Origin of the sequence: Enterococcus sp. (genome assembly GCF_032555305.1) — a bacterium.
Classification (GTDB): domain Bacteria; phylum Bacillota; class Bacilli; order Lactobacillales; family Enterococcaceae; genus Enterococcus_A.
In genome coordinates this window covers 24263-45076 of record NZ_JAWGOQ010000017.1, presented here as the reverse complement: position 1 = coordinate 45076, position 20814 = coordinate 24263, and the positions used below count along the sequence as shown (strand labels likewise).

Here is a 20814-nt window from a genome sequence, read left to right as displayed (position 1 = left end):
GCGTTGTTTTTAATGGCTGAAATCGCTATACTTTAAGCATGATCGGTATTTAATGATTAAAGGAGCGGGTAAAATGAAATTAGCGATTATCTTGGAAACCAAGGAGCATGAAAAAGCCTGGAATGCCTTTCGTTTTGGCGTAGCAGCCTTAAAGAAGGAGCATGAAGTTAAATTTTTTCTGATGGGTGAAGCGGTGGAAGTTGAGAGCATCGAAGACGAACAATATGATGTTCCTGCGGAGATGAAGAAGCTGGAAGAGCAGGGTGGCGAATTATTGGCCTGCGGAACCTGTCTTAAATCTCGCCAATTAGAAGACCAGACTTCTTGCCCAATATCGACAATGTTTGATTGTGTTGAAATGGTAGAGTGGGCTGACAAGACGGTGACATTCTAATAAATCAGTAAATCCCTGACTCACGTGAGCCAGGGATTTTTTATTGATTTAATTGATTTAAAGTAGCGGCCATTTTTTTATTGTCGTATTTTGAGTAAAAGTAGAAAGTGATGATGTGCAGGATTAATGTCAACAACAGCTCCGCAATGAAAAATGGGCGGATCAGGTCAAACATCTGAGTCGAATAGAGATACACACCTGTATAAGCGCAAAGGGTGTTGAGCACCGTGCAGATAAGTATGTTCATAGCAGCCTTAAAGGTAGAGTAGCTCCAAAGGTACGGGTAAATAACCCCAAATAGCAGACCGATCAAAACACTGATTCCAATCAAATTCCAAATGTAACTAAAAGAAATCTGCGTAAAGAAATCTGTTATCGAGCAAAGGATTGTGATCCAAACGAGGGTACCAAAAGCTGCTTGAAAGAAATTATTTTTTAATTGTTTGAACATAAGAGTTTCTCCTTAATTTTTTTGGCATAATGGCGGCTGACAACATAAGTTGAACCTGTTTTAGTATGAACTTCTAAACGTGCATGCTCTCCTAATTGGAAAGAATGGACACAATTCAAGTTTAGAATCTGCGAATTATTGATTCGATAGAAATTTTGGCGTTCTAAATCAACTAACTCTTTCAGACGTTTAGACATGTGATAGCTTTGCTTATTATGCATGTAAACTTTTACTAAATGTCCCATGGTTTCAAAAGAAACGATTTGATCAAGCGGCAATTTGATCGAACGGTTGTTTTTAGGATCGACCGCTAAAAGTTCCTGCTCTTGTTGCAGCTGTTTTTCAAGTCGCTTGAGCGTTGTTTTATTTTCAGGGTTCGCGAAGATGTCGATTTCGTTTAAGGCTTTTTCTTTTACCCAAGTAAAGTTGATGTTCATAAGTTCCCCCCTCTGTGACTTTAGCATAGCAAGGATTTGCGACAGATAGAATCTTTTTTTTGCTTGTTGCATAAAAGGATAGGTTTGTTGCACATAAAGGCAATGTCAAACAGCGCTTGCGCGAGAAAAAGCGTATGTAAGCATGGCTTTCTAGTATAATTTAGTTATAGATCCTATCATCAAGTTAGGAGGGAGAGATCATCATGATTGCTGAGATATTAAAAGAAGAAAGAAAAGCGCGGGGACTGACCCAGCAGCAGGCGGCGGAAATTTTTAACGTTACGCGCCAAACGATTTCGAATTGGGAAAATGAGAAAAATTATCCCGATATTCCGACGCTGGTCGCCCTCAGTGATTATTATGAAGTATCCCTTGATTATTTGATGAAAGGGGATGTGAAGTACATGGCTAAGATGAAGAAAGAAGCAAAGCTGTTGCAGTCGCTTCGAGTTGGTTTGTTTTCTGTAATTTGTGCCGGTATGTTACTGCTTTTTTCATTTGTCGGGTTTGCGGCAGCGGTCAATGGTGGAAGTTTGGCTGGAATCATTCCAACTCAGCTGTTAATAACGATCGCTGCGATTTGGGTGTGCGTAATCCATTTTAGAAACTTGAAGGATGAAATGAATCCTTCGACCAGAAGAGTAATTCGTATTCTATTACTCGTTACGTTGTTTATCACTCTTTTATGCACGGTGCTTTTTGTACTTGCGGCGGCAGGCGTGATTCATTTTTAAAACCGGATAGGCATCTTTATTGCATTGGCTAGGCGAGGGGCATATATTTAGCGTGTAGTGGATGAATCCCTGATTTTCTTTAGTAAAAGAAGATTTAACGATAGAAGAAAATGTCGAAGAAAGAAGGAACCTAGTCATGTTTAAGACTGTTGAGAGAGATGCGCTGACCGTTCACGGCTGGATTACGACTCTAAATGCCCCGAATTCTCCAGATGGCTTGGCAGAGATGAGCAAGCAGAAGATGCGGGCAAAAGAAGAATATGCCTCCAAAATAGAAGGTGATCTGCTGGCTGTGAACGCAGTGATCAATGGTGACCAATGCTATCTGATCGGTAATACAGATACCACAGAAACTCGTCCGTCAGAGTTTGAATTGCCCGCGGGTACTTATGCTCGCTTTGATCTCAGCTATACGGATCAAGTAGAACTGGATCAATTGATTGGCCGCTGTTACGGTGAATTGAACCAAAGCGAAGCCTTTCAAATTGCTGGGAATTTTAATCTAGAAGAATATACGGGTGTAGGAAAAATGTCTTTTTACGTTCCTGTTCATCAGAAAAATCATTAAGATCGAATGAAGGGGTTCATTCTGAAGTGAAAGACTGTCAAACGAAAATCGTTTGGCAGTCTTTTAATGTTGACCTTCACACTGTGTGAAGGTATATGATAAGGTTATCATTCGAATGATGAAGGATGGGAGTTAACGATGTATAAAATAGGTGAGTTTTCCAAGCTTGTGAATATATCTCCTCGAATGCTTCGCCATTATGACGAACAAGGGATCTTTTCTCCGTCTTCGATTGATCCTGTTAGCGGTTATCGTCTGTATAGCCTTGATCAAATCGCACGACTCAATCAAATTTTATTATTGCGAGATTCTGGTTTTAAGGTGAGCGAGATTAACAAGACCCTCGAAAGAATGAATGATCCACACTTTTTGGAACAGATTTTGGAGAAAAAGAAGGCACAATCCTGCGCAGCAATTGCTGCAGAAGAAAAAAAGTTAAAGAAAATCGAACAGCAGCTGGAATTAATCAAGGAGGACAATAAAATGATCACAGGAACCGAAATCGATTTTGTCGTAAAGAATAGCTTGAAGGCATTGGAATTGTATAAAAAAATATTTGAAATTGAAGTAGTGGAGGCAACGAATTATCCAGAAGGTAGCAATGAAGCTGTTTTTACTCTCTATGATACGCGTTTTCATATGTTGGATGAAAATCCAGAATACAGTTTGATTGCGCCGACACCAGATAAACCAAACACTATTTGGTTTAATATTTCGGTTGAAGATATTGAAAAGACACATGCCGCAGCGTTGGAAAACGGCTGTACAGAAGTTCAAGGGGTCACCAGCATGATGGACGATGCACTTCAGAACTCGATCTTCGTTGATCCTTTTGGTTATATGTGGATGCTCCATCAGATCCATCAAGTACTCAGCTTTGAAGAACGGATCAAAATTATCGAAGAGGAAATGAATGAGGAGCTTTCTTAAATAGATGCTACACTTTAGGACACTTATCTAACTAAGGATAAGTGTTCTTTCTTATTGGTTGAAAATATGTGTTAGCTAACGTAAATATAAGTGAGATACACATAAACACGTACTGTAATATTCTTTTTTTTAATAGCAAACAAGATAATCGGATTATATCAAAATTTTTGTTGAATTTAATTAAATGAGAGCGTATACTCGTGTTTATTGAGTGCTTAAATAAAATAAATTTTTGAACAAAAAAAGATAACGAGTGTTATCTCTTTTTTATCGCACTCAAACACACAAATGCAATGAAATCAGGAGGGAAGAGGATGCGCAGGGAAAAAAATAGATGGCTGATCGCATTATCAGGAGTAGCGATTCATCTATCTATCGGTTCAGCATACGCGTGGAGTGTATTCAAAGAACCGATCAAAGAGTTGACAGGATGGGACAAATCGTCAATCTCTTTTGCATTTAGTTTAGCGATTTTCTGTTTAGGAACATCAGCAGCGTTTATGGGGAAATTTGTGGAAAAATTTGGCCCAAGAAAAACAGGGACGGTCGCGTCGATTTTATTCGGGTTAGGAATCATTTCGACTGGTTTTGCCGTTTCAAGTCATTCGTTGCCAATGTTGTATCTGACTTATGGAATTATCGGCGGAATCGGGTTAGGAGCTGGTTATGTCACGCCAGTATCAACGATGATTCGGTGGTTCCCGGATAGAAAGGGCTTGGCTACTGGACTTGCCATCATGGGATTTGGTTTTGCTTCTATGATCACTGGACCGATCGCTCAACAGCTAATGGTGCGGGTCGGTGTCTCTCAAACCTTCTATATCTTAGGGGTTGCTTATTTCTTAGTCATGTTCACGGCTTCACGCTATTTGGAAAAGCCGCCAGTCGGTTGGACGCCGCAAGGTTTTGAGGCTCCAGATCCAAAAGAAGAAGTGCAGGTACAATATCGCGGAGTACAATTGACCGCCAATCAAGCAATTAAGACCAAAACATTTTGGTTATTATGGTTTATGCTATTTTTAAATATTACTTGCGGAATTTCGCTTGTTTCAGAAGCTTCACCAATGGCCCAAGAAATTACTGGGATGACCGCCGGCATGGCAGCCACAATGGTGGGTGTGATGGGTGTCTTCAATGGTTGTGGTCGCCTAGTTTGGGCGTTGATCTCAGATGTTTTAGGACGAAAAAATGTCTTTACGATTCTTTTTGTGATCGATATCGTTGTGCTATTGAGTTTATCAGTGGTCAGTTCACCGTTGCTGTTCGCAGTATTGATTTGCCTGTTGATGACTTGCTATGGCGCGGGATTCTCAATCGTTCCAGCTTATATCGGTGATGTTTTTGGTTCGAGAGAAGTCGGTGCGATCCACGGCTATATTTTAACTGCGTGGGCAGCAGCCGGAATGTTCGGTCCGATTTTCTTAGGTAAGATTACAGAAATGTTCCATTCCTATACAAATGTTTTGCGGATCTTTGCTGTTTTAGCACTAGTCGGTTTTGCAGCTTCAATGATTATTCGCGGCTCAATCAAGAGCTTAGCGAAATCAAACAGTAGCGAGACACCAACAGGTTCAAATACTAAGCACGCGTGATAACAAACCATTCAAAGTGATCAAGGCCTAGGGGCGTTGATCACTTTTTTTGGTGCGGAGATAATCTTCGATAATTCTTTTTCGTTATCATCATACAAATGTTTGAATAATGGTTGACTGATCAACTAACGTTTGGTAAATTAGTTGAGTAGTCAACTAATTATTGGATAGTCTGGAGGAAATTATGAAACGAAGTGTCGGACGTTTGATCTCGATTTTATATCGTAAAAATCAAATTTATCTAAATGCGGCGATGAAGCCGTTAAATATTACCACGGCAGAACAGCCGATCTTAATGTATCTTTATCGGCATGATGCAGTGACGCAAGAGGAAATTAGTGCGTATCTTCAAGTAGACAAGGCTTTGACGACAAGAACGGTTCAGTCACTCTTAGAAAAGGGCTTAGTTACGAAGAAAAAGGATGAAAAGGACAAACGCTGTAATAAAATTTCTCTGACTCAAAAGGGGCAGGATATGCGGGAAGCAATGGTTGAGAAGTTTGTTGGTTGGAACAAGATCATGCTGGAGGGCATGGACGAAGCTAAACGCGATCTGCTTTTCGAATTATTAGAGGAAATGGTTGAAAAAACCGAACAGCATGACCTAAAAGGAGGGTAAAAAATGGAAGCAGCAAATCCATTAGGAACAGAAAAGGTTTCAAAATTATTAATGCAATTCTCGATTCCGGCAATCATTGGAATGGTCGTCAATGCGTTGTATAACGTGGTCGATCGAATCTACATCGGGCATGCTCCTGGGTTGGGTGCCAATGGTTTGGCTGGCATCACGATTGGGTTTCCAATCATGATCATTTTATTGTCGATCGGTATTTTATTTGGTGTCGGCGGCGCGACGCTATTTTCTATGAAGTTGGGTGCCGGAAAAATCGAAGAAGCAGAACGAGCAATGGGAAATGCTTTTTCTTTGCTGATAATCAGTGGTCTTCTGTTCAAGATTATGGGACATCTTTTTTTGTCGCCGTTATTATCAGCATTTGGCGCTAGTGACACTGTTTTACCTTATGCCATAAGTTACATGCGTATCATTTTCTCAGGAGCTGTTTTCCAGATCGTCAGTATCGGGATGAATAATTTTTTGCGGGCGGATGGACAGCCTAAGCTAGCAATGATCACGATGTTTATGGGAGCAGGAGTCAATATCATTCTTGATCCAGTCTTTATCTATGTCTTTGATATGGGAATGGCAGGCGCAGCATTAGCAACGATCTTGTCGCAGTTTATTTCAATGGTGTGGATCTTGGCTTATTTTCTCAGCAAACGCAGTCATCATCAGCTGCATGTTAAAAATATGCGCATCAAGGGACAGGTTGCGGCTCGCATCACAACCTTGGGTCTACCAAGCTTCCTGCTACAGCTTGGGAATAGTATCTTGAACGTCGTGTTGAATATGACACTGTTGAACTATGGCGGAGATATCGCTGTATCGGGAATGGGGATTGTCAATAGTATACAAACGATCTTATTGATGCCAATCACGGGACTAGTACAGGGGGCTCAGCCCATCGTCAGCTTCAACTTTGGTGCAAAAAAATTTGGCCGAGTCAAAGAGACTCAAAAGTATGCGATCGTTATCGCGACCACAATCGTATGTATCGGCTGGATAGCAACTAGATTAATGCCAGAGCAATTGGTGCGGATGTTCAATAATGAACCAGAACTATTAGCCTTTGGGACCAAGGCGCTGCAGACATGGTTTTTGTTTCTGCCAGTCATCGGTTTTCAAATTGTTGCTTCGAACTTCTTCCAAGCGACTGGTCGGACCCGTTCAGCGATTTTCTTAACACTGACGCGTCAAATCATTCTATTGATTCCGGCGATTTTGCTTTTTTCAAGTAATTGGGGAATGGATGGGTTGCTTCATGCAGCACCATTTTCTGATGCTGGTGCGGCTCTGTTAACAGGGATATTTTACATTGGCGGTATTAGACGGCTTAGTAAAGAGCAGTCTGCTTCGTCCGAATTAGAGCTTGACGTTGAATAAAATAATGTAAGAAGCACGCTCAAATCTTAGATTTGAGCGTGCTTCTTTGTGTTAATAGTTTCGTTTGATTCTCGCATAGATAAAAGCACGAAAGGCTGAGAAATCTTTGATTTTCTTGATTTCCTGATAACTCTCAGTTGTCTCAAATAGCGAAATCAACGCTTCGTAAATATCTGTAAAACGACGTCGATCGACATCATTGATCGCTGCCAGTAGGATGACGTGGACTTTCTTGTCGCCCCAAACAATACCTTTTTCAGAAATCGCAACACTGATGACTGTTTGATGGGCATCCATGTAGACAGAATGAGGGATAGCGATCGCCTCAAAGGCCGTTGAAGAGGCGTGCTCTCGCTCCAAGACATGAGCCGTGAATTCTGTTGGTATCATGTCTTCTTGTTCTAAGCGATGACACATCTCGCTGATAGCTTCATCCGCTGTATCTCCCTGTAGCTGACTAGTAAAGAAGGCTTCAGCAAAATAGTCATCAAAGTTTTTTCGCAGGATACTTTTCTTGCGGTCCAAACGAATATTTCCTAAATCGGCGATCAGATTTACTCGCTGCTCTTCTGTAAAAATCGGAGAAACGTGGATCACGATGTAATCATTTGATTCCGGCACGGGTAAGGTGGTGATTAACAATTCGAAATCCAATTCCATTGTTTCAGAAAACTTTGAGACAACCGTCTGAATAAGCAGATCATTGCCAAAATGCTGAGTCAGTTTCTCGTAAAGCTGTTCGTCCAGATTCATATATTTCGGACAAAGGAGCACGGTTCGAATTTTTGAGAGATTCCGCTTTTGTCCTTCTAATTCAGAGCCGATATGCAATGCGATGTAGGCGGTCTCATCTTCACTGACGGAAATATCAAATAGGGCGCTTAAGCGTAAGGAAAGATAGACAGCGACATCATAGACCATCGGAAAGCTTTTTTTCAACGATTCCAGCATCGGATTTTTCAAGGAAGTCTCTTGCTTGGCGCGGGAAAATAGACCGCTGACATGCAGTGAAAAGGGAACAAGAAAGCTTTCACTCATCAAATTGATCCCAAAGGTCTGGCGCACATCCTCTAACACTTCATCAACAATCTGAGAAACATCACTGCCAACGATCTGCTCCAATTCTTTCAGGTTGTTAGAAGGAATATAGTTGGCGTTCGCCTGAAAGATCATGTGGATTTCTTCTCTTTCCAAACTGTTCAGCGTCAACTCAAATTCCTCTTCGATCAAGCCAATCATTTTCGTAACCAATTTTGCTTTGTCCTCCCGCAGCCATGAGCTGAACCAATTGCGGGTGACTAGGGATTTATCATTTCGGACAGAATCCAGCAAAATCAATAAATGCAGCATCAAGTTGACAAAAGAAAAGTCATTCAAATGATAGTTGGAATCATGCATGATCGAGTGGATGATGCTGGATAATTTTTCAATGTCCTCTTTATCAAAGGTCGCTTCTAAAATTTGCTTATCAATAAATTTATGCGGAACCTCTTCAAAAATAATATAGGAGATCAAACGGCGTTTTTCCTTTTCTTCACCGATAATCTGAATCTCATCCTGCTTAAGCATAAATTTGACATGATATTTTTCATAAGCCTTGTTCATCCGTGCGAGATCAGATTTTAGCGTGGAGTAGCTGACGAATAGTTCATCAGAGAGATCAAAAATATTCAATTGGCGATGCTCCATTAAAATCTGTTTGATAATGAAGAAGGAGCGCTCCTTGAAGGTTTGAGGCAACTCGCCGCTGGTATTTTGCGGCTTTTCCAACAGCTTAGCGGCTTCATCGGGTATGACAGTGTAGCCAGCATTGGAGGAGTTGATCACAGGTTCTGATCCTAGCTTATTCAATTCGTAAATATAGTTCTTCACCGTTCGCACGGAGACACTCATTTTTTCAGCCAAGATTCTGGAAGAGATAGGACTGTCCTGCTGCAGCAATAATTTCAATAGTTGTTCTTGCTTTTCTTTCATTTCCTCATCCCCCTCTATAGGCGTTCAATTTATTATAGCGTGAAATGGTTTAAGAAAAAATAGAGAGTTGCACGACCAGCGTGCAAGAGTCTAGTTGAGGGAAATGTGAAAAATCGTAATAATGAGGATGTAAAGAGAACAGCGCAAGGAAAAAAACACACTTTTAGGAGGAAATTATGATGGAAACAGTAAATATTTTACTTTGTTGCGGTGCGGGAATGTCTAGCGGATTCTTAGCTCAAAAAACACGGAAGGCTGCGAAGAAACGTAAAATTTCAGGCTCGATCGAAGCGCGAAGCGAAAGTGAAGTGGCTTCCTATTTAGACTCGATCGATATTTTGCTTTTAGGTCCGCATTATGCATCATTTAAAGAAGAGATGGCTGCACAGGCAGCACCCCACAACGTTGTCGTCGATGTAATCCCGCAAGATATTTACGGCATGCTGGATGGTGAAGGATTATTGGATTTTGCACTTAGCAAATTGGGAAAATAAAACGTTCAGACAAATCACGTTTTAGCATACGTAACAAAATGATACACCTGAAAAAATGAATTAGGAGGAACAAGTAAAATGAAAAAATTTATGGATTGGCTGGCGAATTCTTTTGCACCAAAAGCAAAAAGTCTGACTCAGCGACCTTCCGTTGCCGGATTATCGAGTGCCATGCAGAAGCTGATCCCGTTTATCATGACCGGGTCGATCGTCTTCTTTTACAATGTGTTTCGCTCATATATTCCAGCTCTACCAGACTTAGGCAATATTTCTAATTATTCATTCGGCATGATTGGATTGATCGCGGCATTTATGGTCGCTAATCAATATATGGAAAAGTTCAAACATCAGAACTATTCGATTACAGCAGGGATCGTATCAGTCTGTATCTTGATGATGACCTTGCACCCAGTTGGCGCAGAGGAAGGCGTCTATGATATGGGACGGGTAGGGCCGACAGGGATTTTGATCGGTGTAATTGTTGGTGCGATCGTCAGTGTGATCTTCCATTATTTCAGTAAATTACACTTATTACGTAATTCTGAATTACCGGATTTCGTCGTTGAATGGATCAATAATATCATTCCAATTTTCTTGAGCTTAGCACTATGGTCAACCTTGATCTTTGCTTTGAAGATCGATGTGTTCGAAGTAATCATCAACTTGTTTGAACCGATCCAAAGCTTCGGACAATCATTGCCAGGTCTGATCTTACTTGTTTTGATCCCAGCCTTCTTTTATTCGATGGGGATCTCGACTTGGTTATGGTCAGCAATTCAAAATCCGATCTTTATCGCCGGAATCGCCGCGAATACATTAGCGCTTCAAAGTGGTGATTTAGGAACGAACATTGTAACGAATGAAACCGTCTACAGTTTAGGATTAATCATGATGGGCGGAACAGGAGCTACATTGACATTGAACTTATTGATGTGCTTCTCAAAAGCGAAGAAATTAAAGACTTTAGGCCGAATCTGTATCGGACCATCATTGTTCAATATCAATGAACCGATCGTTTTCAGTACACCTGTGGTCATGAACCCGATTCTTATGATGCCGATGTGGATTAACTCAATCACTGGAAGTATTGTGGTTTGGTTCGCGATGCGGGGCGGATTGTTGAATATCCCGCAGGAATTGATGCAGGTAGCCCAGATTCCAGCACCGATCTCTAGTGTGATGATTTTACAAGATTTCCGGGCGATCTTATGGTATGTCCTGTTGTTCGCGATGTACTTGATTACTTGGTATCCATTCTTCAAGGTTTATGAAAAAGAAGTCTTAGCAGAAGAAGTCAAAGAAGAAAAAGCCGGTGCAGAACTAACGGCTCCAGTAGAGGCTGTATAAATGAATGAGGTGAAGAAGATGATGGAAGAAACAGAATTAGTCGAAGAAGAAAATGAATTGATCCCGGTAGCGATGCAGATCATTATCCATGCTGGAAATGGTCGGACGAAAGCACAGGAAGCGATCAAATTTGCAAAAGAATTAAATTTTGAAGCAGCAAATGAAGCGTTGAAGGAAGCCAAAGACAATATCGTTTTAGCTCACCATTCACAGACCGCGGTCATCCAAAATGAAGCCGCGGGGAAAAGTTATCAGTCTTGCCTGCTCTTCACTCATGCGCAGGATCATTTGATGACTATTACCAGTGAAGTGAATATGACCAGAGATTTAGTTGATTTGTTCGAATTGGCGATGAAAAAGTAGGAGCTTATTAAATGAAGAGAAAAGTAATAGCTATATTGTCCCTATTGAGCGTTGTTTTGGCGGTCTTTGGTAGCTCCGTAACGAGTGAGGCAGCTAAGGAATCAAAGGAAACAACGATTTATCTAGTCAGGCATGGAAAAACTTGGTTCAATACCCAAAATCAAGTCCAAGGATTTTGTGACAGTTTGCTAACAGAAGAGGGCGAGTCACAGGCAAAATTAGTCGGTGAAGGCTTGAAGAACGTCAAATTCACTGCCGCTTATTCTAGTGATTTAGGTCGTCAAAGAAAAACAGCACAGCTGATTTTAGAACAGAATGAGAAGAAGGTTCCACAGATTATCGAAAATAAGGGCTTTAGAGAGAAAAACTTCGGCGGCTTTGAGGGTCAATCAAATGACGACATGAATCTAGCGGTTGCTAAAGCATTGAATTTGGATTATCCCGAAGGCAGTGACGAATTATGGGATTTCTTGAAGGAAGAGCTGACTGAAGAAGAGTTAGCAAACAAGGTGGCAGAGGTTGATCCGACCAAGACTGCCGAGACATATGACCAAATGAAGCAGCGAGTAGAAAAAGCGATGCCGCAAGTAATGAAAAAAGTCGCGAAAAAAGGCGGCAATGTCTTGATCGTTTCCTCGGGTGGCATTATTCCAATCTTATTGGAAAGTGTTGCACCAGGAAAATACCAAGGAGAAAAAATCGCAAATTGCAGTGTCACGACATTGACCTATAAAGATGGTAAATACACGATCAAGAAAATCGGTGATACCAGTTTTGTCGATCAGAAAGAATAAATCATGTAAAACCTGAAGCAGTCCGTTATTGACTCATCCTTCAGTTTTAAATAAAAAGATGAGGAGCAAAGATATGAATAACGAATTTCCAAAAGACTTCCTATGGGGAGCAGCTACTAGCGCGTACCAAGTAGAAGGCGCGGCACAAGAGGATGGGAAAGGACTATCCCAACAAGATATCATCAACAGTGAACGTCATGAAAAATTCGGCTTTGCCGATGCCAGCGTGGCCAGTGATCATTACCATAAATACAAAGAGGATATTGCCTTATTTAAGGAAATGGGCTTTACCAGCTATCGATTTTCGATTGCTTGGTCGCGAATTTTTCCAAATGGGGATGACGTGGTCAACGAAGCGGGGATTCAATTCTATCGTGATTTGATCAAAGAACTGAAAGACAATGATATCGAACCAATTCCGACATTGTATCATTATGACCTGCCATGGCCATTAGTAGAAAAATACGGCGGCTGGCTGTCTCGTGAAGTAGTAAAAGATTTCGAAGTCTTCGCCAAATATGTCATCAATGAATTTAAGGATGATATCAAGTATTGGATCACCATTAACGAACAAAGTATCATCGTGCAATATTGGACACAAAAATGCTACGTACTGCCAGAATACCAGGACAACAATCAACTGCGTTATCAAATCAATCATCACATGAACTTGGCGCAGGCAGTAGCCGTGAAGTTGGCGCATGAAGTAGGAGCGAAAGCAGGTCCTGCGTTAGGCTACGCGCCGGTGTACGCTCGGACATGTAAACCCGAGGACCAATTAGCCGCGTTGAATGCGAATGATCTTCGTAACGCCTATTACTTAGATGTTTATTTCCGTGGCTACTATAATGTTGCAGCGTTAACTTACTTGAAAAAGGCTGGTCTGGCACCGGAAATGGAAGAAGGAGATGAGCAGTTCTTTGCGGAAAATCTATCTGACTTCTTCGCGATCAACTATTACGACAGTCAATGTGCCCATGCCTGTCCAGAAGGAGAAGAACGCCGCTGGTCTGGCTACAACTTATCTGGTAAAAAGGGTGATATGTCTGGTTTTGAGACCCATCCAGGCTTTTACCAAATGTGTTCGAACCCTGAATTACGGACAACGGATTGGGATTGGGCAATCGATCCGATTGGTCTGGAATATGTCTATCGGGATCTTTATACTCGTTACCGCGTACCATTTATGATTACTGAAAATGGTTTAGGCGCTTACGATGAGTTGACTCCTGATGGAAAAGTTCATGATGATTATCGCATCGAGTATTTACGTGAACATATCCAAGCGACCAAACGCGCGATGGATCTTGGCGTTGAAGTAGTCGGTTATATGCCTTGGTCAGCGATTGACCTGCTATCAACCAGCAACGGCTACAAAAAACGTTACGGTTTGATCTATGTTGATCGGACAGATGACGATGTAAAAGAATGCAAACGAATCAGAAAAGACTCTTTCTATTGGTATAAAGAGGTAATCGCGTCAAACGGCACGAAATTGGATTGATGAAGATGTTTTTACGAAATGTGATTTCTGTTTTAGGCTCGTCTTTAGTAGGCGTTGGTGTGGGGTTGTGTGTTACGACTGGCTTAGGGGCGGATGCGTTGGGTGTTTTGTGGGAAGGTCTTGCGAAGCATCTGCCGATTACTGTAGGGCAAGCGTCTTTGTTAGTTACCTGTACCTGTTTGATTATCGTCGCGTTGATCGATAAGAAGGAATTAGGATTAGCAACTCTCCTAAACCCAATCGCTACCAGCATCTTCACTGATTTGATGATCAAGTATGTAGCGATCCAAAGTGGAATGCCTGTAAAATTAGTACTTGTAGTAGTGGGGATTTCTTTTATCGGGATTGGTTCGGGTATTGCAGCAGCGACGAACGCAGGTAAAGAAGGATATATTGCTCTGAGTTTTGCTTTGAGCAAACGTCTAACAGTCGACTTGGCAAAGGTTCGAATGGGTCTGGATATGATCTGCTTTGTTACAGGAATGGTTTTAGGCGGACAATTTATGGTGGGACCCATTATCGGTGTCCTGCTGATTGGTCCGTTGCTGAAAATGACGAGTCAATATTGCGGAAAAAAGATGCAGCCTTTGTTGAGTTAACATAGTAGGTGCTTGAGATTTGTCAGTCTCAAGCACTTTTTTGTTTCGTTAATCACTGTATTTTGGGCTATAATTTATTTAAGAAAAAGTCTTTGCGAAGAAAACTGGGGGGCTGGACATGCCGATTATGGGAATTATTGAAAAGGCAGGGGTAGATAATGTACCGATACTTTTTGGGGCTCTAGGATTAGTTGTTCTTCTAATTAGTGCGCAGGGATATACGGGCGGGATTGGTTTCCGTGGGATTGCTTTCTTGAAGTATGGTAAGCGGATCTGGCAATTTTCCAATCGTTTATTTGGCGGACTGTTAGTGGGGATATCTTTACTGTTATATCTGTTGTTCAGACTGAGCGGTATTTCCGCTGGTAATAAAGTATTTATCGCTACAAGTGCGGTCCTGCTGTGTGCTCTGGTCAGCGATATTATTACGCTTTTCTTAAAGAGACGGCGAATGGTAATTACAGAGGTTGACAAAAAGAGAAAATGACTTTAAAATAGTTAGCATGATAACTAATTAAGGAGAGAAACTCATGAAAGAACCGGAAACAGTTGGTTTTGAGGTCAGAGAGTTATCACTGTTGATTGCTAGGTACGTTGAAAAGATGAGCCCTGATGCTCATATTAGAGGGCCTCAAGGCTTTGCTTTAGGGTATCTGGTAAACAATCGTGACAAAGAAATCTATCAGAAAGATCTAGAAGAAAAATTATCGATTCGCAAACCTACCGCCAGCAAACTAGTTGACCGCATGATTAAGAATGGATTTTTAACGACTGCTCCATCTCAAAAGGATAAACGATTGAAGCGATTAATTGTAACGGAAAAAGCGATTCAAACAACGATCAAAATTGAAAAGCAGATTGATGAAATTGAAAAAATATTGAGACAAGGAATTTCAGATGAAGAATTAACACAATTTTTCGCGACGATGGAAAAATTCAAAAAGAATATTCAACTCTAATCTGGTCGATCAAACGATCAGATTTCAATTTCCTATAATAGTTAGCATGCTAATTTAAAACCAAAATATCATTTGTTTATTTAAAACGATTAAGGAGGCCCCTATGATACAACTAATCAAAAGAACCAATACGAAAGAACGACTGCTGGCACTGGTAAGTGTTCTATTTATCGTCGGACAGGTCTGGATGGATTTGAAAGTCCCAGACTATATGTCGGAAATCACGACATTGTTGCAAACACCTAATACGGCTATCAGTGAGATTTTAACACCAGGCGGTTGGATGGTCTTGCTATCGCTAATGAGCTTCGTCTTTTCATCAATTGTGGGTTTATTCGCGGCCAAAATCGCTGCAAGTTTAACCTGCCGATTGCGCCAAGATATGTTTGGCAAGGTGATGGACTATTCTACCCACGAGATTCAACAATTTTCGATCCCAAGTTTGACCACACGGACTACGAACGACTTAACACAAATTCAACAATTGGTCGCGATGGGATTGCAATTGTTGATTAAAGGACCTATCACAGCAGTTTGGGCAATCTTAAAAATCGCCGGCAAGAACTGGCAATGGACAACGACGACTGGCGTAGCAGTATTGATCCTATTAATCATGCTGTCGGTCATTTTAACGCTGGTGCAGCCAAGATTCCGAAAAGTCCAACAATTGACGGATAAAGTAAACAGTATTACGCGGGAAAATTTAACAGGACTACGCGTGGTACGTGCTTATAATGCTGAAGACTATCAAGAAGAAAAATTCGAAGAGGCGAATCAAGAGTTAACATCGACCAACCTATTCGCAGGACGCGTGATGGCGCTTATGAGTCCCGGAATGAGCTTAATTTCCAGTGGCTTAACTTTGGCTGTTTATTGGTTTGGTGCTTATATGATTCAACAGGCAGCAGGCATAACGAAGCTAACACTGTTCAGTGATATGATCGTATTTTCTTCTTATGCAATGCAAGTAGTCATGAGTTTTATTTTGATGTCGATGATCTTCATGATCCTGCCACGGGCGACTGTTTCCGCAAAACGGATCAACGAAGTGCTGAATAAAGAAACCTCCGTTGAATTTCCTGATGAGGGCGAGAAGGTTCAACCAGATATTAAAGGGACTGTTGAATTTGATCATGTATCTTTCCGTTATCCGGATGCTTCTGAGCCGGTAATCCATGATATCAACTTTAAAGCGGAACAAGGCGATACAGTCGCTTTCATTGGTTCGACTGGGAGTGGGAAGAGTACCATTCTGAATTTGATCCCGCGTTTTTATGAAACCAGTGAAGGAACAATCTCGATTGATGGACAGCCGATCAACACTTATAGTCACGTGAATTTGAATGACATCGTCGGTTATATTCCACAGAAGCCAGTATTGTTCAGTGGAACAATCCAATCAAATCTGGATTTTGGGACCAGCAGCAATACTCCGTTGGATGAGGAAAAAATGGACGAAGCCTTGTCAATCGCGCAAGCTAGTGAATTTGTAAATGAAAAAGAAGAAAAGCTAAATAGTCACGTTGCGCAAAACGGGAGCAATTTTTCAGGAGGGCAAAAACAACGTTTGGCAATTGCCCGTGTGATTGCCCGCAAGCCAGAGATTCTCTTGTTCGACGACTCCTTCTCAGCGTTAGACTATAAAACTGATAAAAAATTACGGGAAGTCTTGAACGAAAAATTAGCGAGCACGACAAAATTGATCGTCGCCCAACGGATCAGCACCATCATGGATGCCGATCAAATCATTGTTTTAGATGAAGGACACATCGTTGGACAGGGAACCCACGAAGAATTATTAGAATCAAACGATGTTTATCAAGAAATTGCCTATTCACAGCTCTCAAAGGAGGAATTAGCCCATGGATAATACCTTAGAGAATGTTCAAGCGCAGGCAAAAGAACACCCATTAAGAGATAATGTACTTAGGGCACTGAATCAGTATAAATGGCCCTTACTTCTAGCGATCATATTTGCAACGATTGGAAGCGTAACTCAGATCGTTGGACCGAATCGGTTAAGTGAGATTACTGATTTGGTCTCAGAAGGCTTAAGTGGTTCGATCAACCTCACACGAATCAGTCAGATTGGATTGAGTCTAGTCATTTTATATGTAATAGGAGCAATCCTCTCCTACTTTCAAGGCTTCATCGTAGCGACAGTTACTCAACGCTTCTCTAAGCAAATGCGTCGTCAAATTTCGGAAAAAATCAATGCGGTTCCATTGAATTATTTTGATTCCCATAGTCAAGGAGATACTTTGAGTCGGGTGACGAATGACTTGGATACAGTGAGCCAATCGTTGAACCAAAGCTTGAGTTCATTGTTTCCCTCAATCACATTGTTTGTTGGATGTTTGGTGATGATGTTCCGCACGAATTTACTGCTGACGATCACATCAATAGTAGCTGTTTTATTAGGATTTATCCTCATGGCAGTCATCATGGCAAAGTCACAAGTTCATTTTAACCAGCAACAGGAAAAATTGGCCAAGATCAATGGCTTTGCTGAAGAAGCATATTCCGGCCAACAAGTCATCAACGCCTACAGTGCTACTGAAGATATGAAAAAAGAATTTTCAGACATCAATCAAGATTTTTACGGCAGTGTTTGGAAATCGCAGTTTCTCTCGGGAATCATGCAGCCGTTGATGGGTTTCATTGGAAACTTCGGCTATGTCGCTGTCTGCGTTGTTGGGGCTGTTCTAGCTTTAAGAGGCGATATAACATTAGGGGTGATCGTAGCCTTTACCGTGTATATTCGTTTATTCTCACAACCGTTATCTCAGTTAGCTCAAGCCTTTTCGAATTTGCAATCAGCAGGAGCTGCAATGAGTCGTGTGTTTGAATTTCTTGAAGAGGAAGAATTAGATGATGAGTCAGAAAAGAAACAAAAGCTGAGAAATCCAAAAGGAAACGTTCGTTTTGAAAATGTCAGCTTCGGCTACAATAAAGATCAGACGATCATCCATAATTTCAGTGTGGATGCTAAAGCAGGACAAAAGATCGCGATAGTCGGTCCGACTGGCGCCGGAAAAACCACGATCGTTAATCTGCTGATGCGATTTTACGAGACAAATCATGGAGAAATCGTCATTGATGGTGTTTCTACCAAAGATATGACCAGAGAAGAAGTTCATGATCAATTTTGCATGGTGCTGCAGGATACGTGGCTGTTTGAAGGAACGATCAAAGAAAATCTGATCTATAACCAGCAGCATGTCTCTGATGAAACAGTTATCGAAGCATGTAAAGCAGTTGGAATCGACCATTTCATCCGTACATTGCCAAAAGGCTATGATACTTATCTGGATGATAGTGTCAGCTTATCCGTTGGACAGAAGCAATTAATGACGATCGCTCGCGCTATCATAAAGGATGCACCAATGCTGATTTTGGACGAGGCAACCAGCTCTGTTGATACGCGAACAGAGGAACTGATCCAAGCTGCGATGGATAAGTTGATGAATAACCGGACCTCTTTTGTGATCGCTCACCGTTTATCGACCATCCGCAATGCGGATCTGATTTTGGTCATGAATGAAGGAAATATCATCGAGCAAGGCGACCATGAAGAACTTATGGCACAAAAAGGTTTCTACGCGGATTTATATAATAGTCAGTTTGAGAAAGAACAATTGGCTTAGATAAAAGCGACTAAAATCTACTGATTTTAGTCGCTTTTTTTTTTCGTAGTGGACGAAGTAAAAAATGAAAGCACACTCACATGAATGAAATTTCATGTTATTTTATGTTGACACACTTTTTTTAAAATGATAAAGTATCGTTGTTGAATCGTAACGGTTACGCTTTGTATCTTGTAAATTGTAATGGAAATCAAGGAGATTTAAGGTTGAGAAATGGAGGGGTCTTTTTAAGGAATCTTACGATACGACAAAATAGTACTGCTCGAGAAAAAATCTACAGAGTCCACGTGTTTTTTTATAATAGAGGATCAAAATAAAAAGTAACGGATAGAAAGAGGTTTGGAATGAAGAAGTTAGGATTTGTCATGATCAGTTTGTTAGCACTTATCGGGTTAACTGCCTGCAAGGGTAATCAAGCAGCGACAGGAGATAAAGAAAAAAAGTTGCAAATTGTCGCAACGTTTTATCCAGTGTATGACTTTACGAAAAATATTGTTGGAGATGACGGCGATGTGACCTTATTAATGCCTGCAGGTTCGGAGCCCCATGATTATGAACCATCGGCAAAGGACATGGCAAAAATCACTGAAGCAGATGCATTTGTTTATCATAATGAGAACATGGAAACTTGGGTACCAAGTGCCCTTAAGTCTTGGCAGAAGGACAAACCTAGGATCGTGGAAGGCACAAGGGAAATGCTTCTATTGCCTGGCGGTGAGGAAGATCATGATCACAGTCATGAGGACGGACATCACCATGAACTTGATCCACATACTTGGCTTTCACCTTATCGAGCAATCCAAGAAGTGACATCCATCAAAAATCAATTGATCAACTTGTATCCAGATAAAAAAGCCGAATTTGAAGCGAATGCAAAAAAATATGTAACAAAGCTTGAAGCCTTAGATAAAGAATATTCAGATGTGTTGAAAACGGCCAAACAGAAGAATTTCGTGACTCAGCATACAGCCTTCAGTTATTTGGCTTTGGATTATGGCTTGAATCAAGTGGGAATCTCAGGAATCAATCCGGATCAAGAACCGGATCCTTCACGTATTGCTGAGTTGAAGCACTATGTTGAGGACAACGAAATCAACTATATCTATTTCGAGAACAACAACCAAGGAAAAGCGGCAAAAACGCTCGCAGATGAAACGAAGGTAAAACTGGAGGTCCTAAATCCATTAGAGAGCTTAACTCAAAAGCAAATGGATGCTGGTGAAAATTATGTGTCAGTGATGGAAAAAAATTTAGCGGCTTTAAAGAAAACAACAAGTGTTGCCGGGAAAGAAGTCAAGCCTGAAGAAGAATCTCAGCAAGAAGAAACGATTTATAACGGCTATTTCAAAGATTCACAGGTGAAGGACCGTAAACTATCCGATTATGCTGGAGATTGGCAATCGGTCTATCCTTTATTGAAGGACGGTACATTGGATCAAGTGTTTGATTACAAAGCGAAGCGAAACAAGGACAAGACGGCAGACGAATATAAGAGCTATTATGAAACAGGCTACCAGACAGATGTTGATGAAATCAAGATCACCGATAATCAAATAGATTTCATCGTTGACGGGAAGCATCACAACTATACGTATGAATATGCTGGATCCGAGATCCTAACCTATGAAAAAGGAAATCGTGGTGTCCGCTTTACCTTTGAAACTAAAGATCCGGATGCAGGGAACTACAAATATGTTCAGTTCAGCGATCACGGGATTGCACCAGCCAAAGCCGCGCATTTCCATATTTACTTTGGTGGTGAAAGTCAGAAAGCGTTGTTTGCTGAGCTAGAAAATTGGCCAACTTTTTATCCAGTAAAAATGAGCGGTCATGAAATCTCGCAGGAAATGCTGGCACATTAAATAAAAGAGGGGAAATCAATGGAAAAAACCGACTTGGCAAGTGCGTATCGCCGTTTAAAAAGTCCCAATATTAAGACCCGCAAACGAGCATTGAAAATCATTAAAGAGGTAAAACGTAATCAATTGAAGAAATAGTGAGCCTATCTCCTGATCAGAAAACTGG

General features: G+C 41.1%; 22 protein-coding genes and 1 pseudogene. 20 read left to right on the top strand and 3 right to left on the bottom strand.

Annotated features, from left to right (window positions below; translation table 11 throughout):
- The first annotated feature begins 73 nt into the window (after positions 1 to 73).
- On the top strand, positions 74 to 394 hold the full coding sequence (locus E6139_RS13275; RefSeq protein ID WP_316403549.1) for a DsrE/DsrF/TusD sulfur relay family protein: 321 nt from the start codon (positions 74 to 76) through the stop codon (positions 392 to 394).
- A gap of 40 nt (positions 395 to 434) precedes the next feature.
- On the opposite strand, the gene E6139_RS13270 is transcribed toward E6139_RS13275, so the two are convergent.
- Positions 435 to 845 (bottom strand): hypothetical protein, encoded by a 411-nt coding sequence (locus E6139_RS13270; protein WP_316403548.1) that lies wholly within the window; start codon positions 843 to 845, stop codon positions 435 to 437.
- Complete coding sequence (locus E6139_RS13265) at positions 830 to 1282, bottom strand: LytTR family DNA-binding domain-containing protein (protein WP_316403547.1); 453 nt, start codon at positions 1280 to 1282, stop codon at positions 830 to 832. The genes E6139_RS13270 and E6139_RS13265 overlap by 16 nt, the downstream gene beginning before the upstream one ends.
- 203 nt (positions 1283 to 1485) lie before the next feature.
- On the opposite strand from E6139_RS13265, the gene E6139_RS13260 reads away from it, so the two are divergent.
- The 7 genes and pseudogenes from E6139_RS13260 (at position 1486) to E6139_RS13230 (ending at position 7108) form a co-directional block, all read left to right on the top strand.
- Positions 1486 to 2016, top strand: coding sequence for a helix-turn-helix transcriptional regulator (locus E6139_RS13260; RefSeq protein ID WP_316403546.1), 531 nt, complete (start codon positions 1486 to 1488; stop codon positions 2014 to 2016).
- Between the two features lie 136 nt (positions 2017 to 2152).
- Positions 2153 to 2584, top strand: a complete 432-nt coding sequence (locus E6139_RS13255) for an effector binding domain-containing protein (RefSeq protein WP_316403545.1) — start codon at positions 2153 to 2155, stop codon at positions 2582 to 2584.
- A 138-nt stretch (positions 2585 to 2722) separates the two neighbouring features.
- Positions 2723 to 2920: pseudogene (locus tag E6139_RS13250) on the top strand (MerR family transcriptional regulator); the annotation flags it as partial.
- A gap of 147 nt (positions 2921 to 3067) precedes the next feature.
- On the top strand, positions 3068 to 3514 hold the full coding sequence (locus E6139_RS13245) for a VOC family protein (protein ID WP_316403602.1): 447 nt from the start codon (positions 3068 to 3070) through the stop codon (positions 3512 to 3514).
- A 314-nt stretch (positions 3515 to 3828) separates the two neighbouring features.
- Positions 3829 to 5106 carry an OFA family MFS transporter gene (locus E6139_RS13240; RefSeq protein WP_316403544.1) on the top strand — a complete coding sequence of 426 codons (1278 nt, stop codon included), beginning with the start codon at positions 3829 to 3831 and terminating at the stop codon, positions 5104 to 5106.
- Positions 5107 to 5290: 184 nt separating this feature from the next.
- Positions 5291 to 5725 carry a MarR family winged helix-turn-helix transcriptional regulator gene (locus tag E6139_RS13235; protein WP_316403543.1) on the top strand — a complete coding sequence of 145 codons (435 nt, stop codon included), beginning with the start codon at positions 5291 to 5293 and terminating at the stop codon, positions 5723 to 5725.
- Positions 5726 to 5728: 3 nt separating this feature from the next.
- Entirely contained in the window at positions 5729 to 7108 is a 1380-nt protein-coding gene (locus E6139_RS13230) for an MATE family efflux transporter (protein ID WP_316403542.1), read from the top strand.
- A gap of 51 nt (positions 7109 to 7159) precedes the next feature.
- On the opposite strand, the gene E6139_RS13225 is transcribed toward E6139_RS13230, so the two are convergent.
- Complete coding sequence (locus E6139_RS13225) at positions 7160 to 9082, bottom strand: BglG family transcription antiterminator (RefSeq protein ID WP_316403541.1); 1923 nt, start codon at positions 9080 to 9082, stop codon at positions 7160 to 7162.
- Positions 9083 to 9261: 179 nt separating this feature from the next.
- Between E6139_RS13225 and E6139_RS13220 the strand changes: the two genes are divergently transcribed.
- The 12 genes from E6139_RS13220 (at position 9262) to E6139_RS13165 (ending at position 20786) form a co-directional block, all read left to right on the top strand.
- Positions 9262 to 9576 (top strand): PTS sugar transporter subunit IIB, encoded by a 315-nt coding sequence (locus E6139_RS13220; RefSeq protein WP_316403601.1) that lies wholly within the window; start codon positions 9262 to 9264, stop codon positions 9574 to 9576.
- Between the two features lie 78 nt (positions 9577 to 9654).
- Complete coding sequence (locus E6139_RS13215; protein ID WP_316403540.1) at positions 9655 to 10923, top strand: PTS sugar transporter subunit IIC; 1269 nt, start codon at positions 9655 to 9657, stop codon at positions 10921 to 10923.
- A gap of 18 nt (positions 10924 to 10941) precedes the next feature.
- Positions 10942 to 11286: a PTS lactose/cellobiose transporter subunit IIA gene (locus E6139_RS13210; protein WP_316403600.1), complete on the top strand. Its 345-nt coding sequence runs from the start codon at positions 10942 to 10944 to the stop codon at positions 11284 to 11286.
- An 11-nt stretch (positions 11287 to 11297) separates the two neighbouring features.
- Positions 11298 to 12080: a histidine phosphatase family protein gene (locus E6139_RS13205; protein ID WP_316403539.1), complete on the top strand. Its 783-nt coding sequence runs from the start codon at positions 11298 to 11300 to the stop codon at positions 12078 to 12080.
- Positions 12081 to 12153: 73 nt separating this feature from the next.
- Positions 12154 to 13584 carry a glycoside hydrolase family 1 protein gene (locus E6139_RS13200; RefSeq protein ID WP_316403538.1) on the top strand — a complete coding sequence of 477 codons (1431 nt, stop codon included), beginning with the start codon at positions 12154 to 12156 and terminating at the stop codon, positions 13582 to 13584.
- Positions 13584 to 14183, top strand: coding sequence for a YczE/YyaS/YitT family protein (locus tag E6139_RS13195; protein ID WP_410470537.1), 600 nt, complete (start codon positions 13584 to 13586; stop codon positions 14181 to 14183). Before E6139_RS13200 ends, E6139_RS13195 begins: the two co-directional genes overlap by 1 nt.
- A 118-nt stretch (positions 14184 to 14301) precedes the next feature.
- Positions 14302 to 14670: a hypothetical protein gene (locus E6139_RS13190; protein WP_316403536.1), complete on the top strand. Its 369-nt coding sequence runs from the start codon at positions 14302 to 14304 to the stop codon at positions 14668 to 14670.
- Positions 14671 to 14713: 43 nt separating this feature from the next.
- Positions 14714 to 15142, top strand: a complete 429-nt coding sequence (locus E6139_RS13185; protein WP_316403535.1) for a MarR family winged helix-turn-helix transcriptional regulator — start codon at positions 14714 to 14716, stop codon at positions 15140 to 15142.
- A gap of 103 nt (positions 15143 to 15245) precedes the next feature.
- Positions 15246 to 17012, top strand: coding sequence for an ABC transporter ATP-binding protein (locus E6139_RS13180; RefSeq protein WP_316403534.1), 1767 nt, complete (start codon positions 15246 to 15248; stop codon positions 17010 to 17012).
- Positions 17005 to 18789: an ABC transporter ATP-binding protein gene (locus tag E6139_RS13175; RefSeq protein ID WP_316403533.1), complete on the top strand. Its 1785-nt coding sequence runs from the start codon at positions 17005 to 17007 to the stop codon at positions 18787 to 18789. Before E6139_RS13180 ends, E6139_RS13175 begins: the two co-directional genes overlap by 8 nt.
- A gap of 344 nt (positions 18790 to 19133) precedes the next feature.
- Positions 19134 to 20651: a zinc ABC transporter substrate-binding protein AdcA gene (locus tag E6139_RS13170; protein WP_316403532.1), complete on the top strand. Its 1518-nt coding sequence runs from the start codon at positions 19134 to 19136 to the stop codon at positions 20649 to 20651.
- 18 nt (positions 20652 to 20669) lie between these two features.
- Entirely contained in the window at positions 20670 to 20786 is a 117-nt protein-coding gene (locus E6139_RS13165; RefSeq protein WP_316403531.1) for a putative metal homeostasis protein, read from the top strand.
- Positions 20787 to 20814 lie beyond the last annotated feature (28 nt).